The organism is Dietzia sp. HMSC21D01, assembly GCF_001815995.1.
Lineage (GTDB): Bacteria > Actinomycetota > Actinomycetes > Mycobacteriales > Mycobacteriaceae > Dietzia > Dietzia cinnamea.
In genome coordinates this window covers 1-3,994 of the sequence record NZ_KV824029.1, presented here as the reverse complement: position 1 = coordinate 3,994, position 3,994 = coordinate 1, and the positions used below count along the sequence as shown (strand labels likewise).

Annotated in this window: 5 protein-coding genes; all 5 read left to right on the top strand. The window is 70.5% G+C overall.

What is annotated here, in order from left to right; genetic code table 11:
• Positions 1–861 (top strand): mycofactocin system GMC family oxidoreductase MftG (mftG, locus tag HMPREF3086_RS13495; RefSeq protein ID WP_210401876.1); only part of this gene is annotated, 861 nt, incomplete at its 5' end.
• 55 nt (positions 862–916) lie between these two features.
• A complete protein-coding gene (locus HMPREF3086_RS13490; protein ID WP_070722385.1) occupies positions 917–1,828 on the top strand; it encodes an alpha/beta fold hydrolase in 912 nt (303 codons plus the stop codon).
• Positions 1,829–2,022: 194 nt separating this feature from the next.
• Positions 2,023–2,406: a thioredoxin gene (gene trxA, locus HMPREF3086_RS13485; protein ID WP_061228326.1), complete on the top strand. Its 384-nt coding sequence runs from the start codon at positions 2,023–2,025 to the stop codon at positions 2,404–2,406.
• Positions 2,407–2,567: 161 nt separating this feature from the next.
• Positions 2,568–3,776, top strand: coding sequence for an NDMA-dependent alcohol dehydrogenase (locus tag HMPREF3086_RS13480; protein WP_246830998.1), 1,209 nt, complete (start codon positions 2,568–2,570; stop codon positions 3,774–3,776).
• Between the two features lie 9 nt (positions 3,777–3,785).
• The coding region (locus tag HMPREF3086_RS13475; protein WP_141764095.1) for a DUF1707 domain-containing protein at positions 3,786–3,994 on the top strand (209 nt) is incomplete at its 3' end.

Below are 3,994 nucleotides of genomic sequence, written 5' to 3'. Positions count from 1 at the left end.
CGCAGCGACGGGCGGAGGGTGACGGCGTTCGACGCGTGGGACCCTGCCGGCGCTGGCGCGCGGGTACGCACCGGCGCCGCGGTGCGTGAACTGTCGTGGGCGGGCGGGGCCGTCGGCGGAGCGGGAGGCGCCCGGCGGTGTGTGGGCGTGGTCCTCGACGACGACGAGGCGATCACCGCCCGCCAGGTGGTGCTGTGCGCGGGGACGATCGGGACGACCGTTCTCCTTCTGGGCTCCGGTATCGACGGGGCCGGCGGCCACTCGGTCGGCCACGGGGTGCAGGAGCATCCCGAGCTCCTGCTGGACGTCCCCGCGGACCCGGCCGCCGGGGCCGGCGCCGGGCTCGGCACGGGGGCTGACGCAGCCGACGGGCTGCCGACCCTGCTCTCCCACGTGGTGCGGCTCGAGTTCCCGGAGCGGGAACGCGGGTGGGTGCCGGAGGTCGAGGTGCGCCCCTATGCGATCCCGATGCACCGCGTGATCCCCGGCCTCGTCGAGGTGCCGCAGCGCATCGGGGTGGCGTTGATGAACCCCGTCGGCGGAGGGCGGGTCCACGCCGACGGGAGCGTGCACCTCCCGGGCGACCCGCGCGACGCTACCGCGCTGGCCGAGGCGACGGCGTTCGTGGCGGAACGCCTGGGCATCGCAGGCGCCGTCACCCGATCGACCTCCCAGCACCTGTCGGGCGCGGCGCGGATCGGGGAGGTGTGCGACGACTCCGGGCGGGTGCTCGGGGTGGAGGGAGTGCGGGTGGCCGACGCGTCGGTCCTGCCGTCGCTGCCGCGATGCGGCCCCTATTACACGGTCCTCGCGGTGGCGGAGGACCTCGCCGTGCGGATGGCCACCGAGCGGGCGTGGTAGAACACAGATAGAACACGTTCCGCCGAGAGGGTGGGCGACGGCCCGGGAGGCGCGCATGCCGAGTACTGAGACCACCGTCGGACCATGCCGGTTCGCGGTCGAGCGCGAGGACGGCGTGCGCCTGGTCGGCGAGGTGTGGGATCCGCACGGGCCGGACGGCCGGCCCACCGAGGCGGTCGACGAGATCCTCATGCTCCACGGCGGTGCTCAGACCCGCCACGCCTGGAGTCGGGCCTCCCGCCGCCTCTCCGGCGAGGGCTACCGCGTCACCGCGATGGACGCGCGGGGACACGGCGACAGCGACTGGGATCCGGAGGGTGACTACGACATCCACCGCCTCGCCGCCGATCTCGAGGCGATCGTCGCGGAGCGCTTCCCCGAGCGGCGTCCGGTCGTCGTCGGCGCCTCGCTCGGCGGCATGACCGCGATGCTCTCGCTGGGCGCCGGGAAGGACGTCGCCCGCGCGCTCGTCCTGGTCGACGTCACCCCCAGGCTCGAGGCTGAAGGCGTCGAGAGGGTGGGAGAGTTCATGCGCTCCGGATTCGACGGGTTCGCGAGCCTCGAGGAGGCCGCGGACGCGATAGCCGCCTACCAGCCCCAGCGAAAGCGGCCCCCGAACCCCGACGGCCTGCGCAAGAACCTACGGCTGCGCGAGGACGGGCGGTGGCACTGGCACTGGGACCCCCGCTTCGCCGGCAACGCCTCGGCCGACAACACCGAGATCGGCAACGCCTTCTTCGAGGAGCTCGTCCCGAGGATCACCCAGCCCACCCTGCTCATCCGCGGGTCGGCATCGGACATCGTCAGCGACGACTCCGTGCAGCATCTGCTCGAGCTGCTCCCGCACGCCCACACCACGGAGGTCGCCGACGCCGGTCACATGGTCGCCGGCGACGACAACGCCGTGTTCCTCGACCAGCTCGAGTGGTTCCTGGCCGAGGTGCTCGATTCGCCGCCCCTCCGCTGAGTCCCCGACGAGCCGCGGCGCGGGGGCGTCCGGGGAATAACCCCACTCCGTGTACGTTGCCCTGGATGAGCGGTCGTCGATACCCGTCCGTGTATCGGTGGCCGGGGAATCTCGTCGCCGGCCCGCGCGATCCGTAGGCTGGCGACAAGCAGACGGGTCGAGAGTCGCCCCGTACGCGCAAGGAGGGCATTCGTATGAGCACCGTCGACATCACGACCGCCGAGTTCGAGAAGACCGTCACCGAGAACGACATCGTCCTGGTGGACTTCTGGGCCGAGTGGTGTGGCCCGTGCAAGGCCTTCGGCCCGGTCTACGAGAAGGTGTCGGGCAAGCATCCCGAGGTGACCTTCGCGAAGGTCGACACCGACGCCGAGCAGCAGCTCGGTGCGATGCTGCAGATCCAGTCGATCCCGACGCTGATGGCGTTCCGTGAGGGCATCGCCGTCTTCCGTCACTCGGGTGCGATCCCGGAGCAGGCCCTGGACGACCTGGTCGAGCAGATCAAGGGACTCGACATGGACGAGGTCCGCAAGGCCGTCGAGGAGGCGCAGGCCCAGCAGGGCGACGCCCAGGCCTGAATCCCCGCGCGCGGATCCGGGACCTCTGGTCCGCACCGCGCTCCCTCCGGGGGGAGAACACGTTCTTGTAGCCACCCCACAGATGTCAGAACCGGGGTTAGTGTGACGAGAACACGTTCCAGTGACGGTGATTACCACCGTCGCGCCCGGAGGGAGTCGCAGTGAAGACCAAGGCCGTAATCGCCCGTGAGCTCGGCAAGCCGTTCGAGATCGTCGAGGCCGAGCTCGACGGACCCCACTTCGGTGAGGTGCTGGTCAAGTGGAAGGTCGCCGGCCTGTGCCACTCGGACCTGCACATGCGGACCGGGGACCTGCCCGGTCGGCTCCCGATCGTCCTGGGGCACGAGGGTGCGGGCGTGGTCGAGGCCGTCGGTGAGGGGGTCACCCACGTCCAGCCCGGTGACCACGTGGTGGGCTCGTTCATCCCCGCGTGCGGCAAGTGCCCGGCGTGTGCCCGTGGCATGTCCAACCTCTGCGACGGCGGCCTGAACGGCACCTTCGGCGTCATGGCCGACGGCCGGTACCCCTTCGCCCTGGACAATGGCGAGACCGCCGGCGCCATGTGCACGCTCGGAACGTTCTCCCAGTACACCGTCGCCAACATGAACTCGGTGGTCAAGATCCAGGACTGGATCCCCTTCGAGGTCGCCGCGCTCGTCGGCTGCGGTGTCACCACGGGGTGGGGCTCGGCGGTCTACTCCGCCGACGTCAAGGCCGGAGACACCGTCGTGGTCTTCGGCATCGGTGGCATCGGCATCAACGCGATCCAGGGCGCCAGGCACGCCGGCGCCCGCTTCATCCTCGCGATCGACACCGACGAGACCAAGCTCGCCAAGGCCAGAGAGTTCGGTGCCACCCACGTCTACACGGACGTCGAGCAGGCTAAGGCAGAGCTGCCCGGGTTGACCTGGGGCCTCATGGCGGAGAAGGCCATCATCACGATCGGCGTGGCCGACGCCAAGGTCACCGCCGACGCCGTCGACATGGTCGGCAAGCGCGGTGTCGTGGTGCTCACCTCGATGGGCGGCCTCGACAACCAGTCGATCACCCTCACCGGACTGTTCGTCTCCCAGTACGAGAAGGTCATCAAGGGGTCGCTCTTCGGGTCGGCCAACGCGTTCCACGACATCCCCAACATCCTGCGTCTGTGGGACGAGAAGCAGCTCAAGCTCGACGAGCTCGTCACCCACCGCTTCACCCTCGACCAGGTCAACGAGGGCTACGAGATGATGGAGGCGGGCGGCGAGGGCATGGTGCGCGGCATCATCGTGCACGAGGACCGACCGCGGCGGCCCACGACCCGGACCTACACCGACCCCGCGGGGTCTGGCGTTCCGGGCCCTCCCAACAGGCACCCGGTCGCTGGGTAATCTGAGGCCATGGATCCGGAGCAGGACAACGACCCCAGAGCACTGGCCCAACGGCGACTGGAGGCGATGGTGGGGCGCGGTGAGCTCTCGCTCGCCGAGTTCTCCGACCGCGCCGCCCAGATCTGGGCGGCCACCTGCCCCGCCGAACTCGAGGTGGCGCTGAGCGGACTGCCCGCCGGGTCCGACCCGGCCTTCTTCAAGCAGGCCACCGTCGGCCG

Bases quoted from the DNA above. Each gene is read 5' to 3' on its own strand.
- HMPREF3086_RS13490 (WP_070722385.1), top strand. From the start codon at position 917: ATGCCGAGTACTGAGACCACCGTCGGACCATGCCGGTTCGCGGTCGAG.
- trxA (WP_061228326.1), top strand. From the start codon at position 2,023: ATGAGCACCGTCGACATCACGACCGCCGAGTTCGAGAAGACCGTCACC.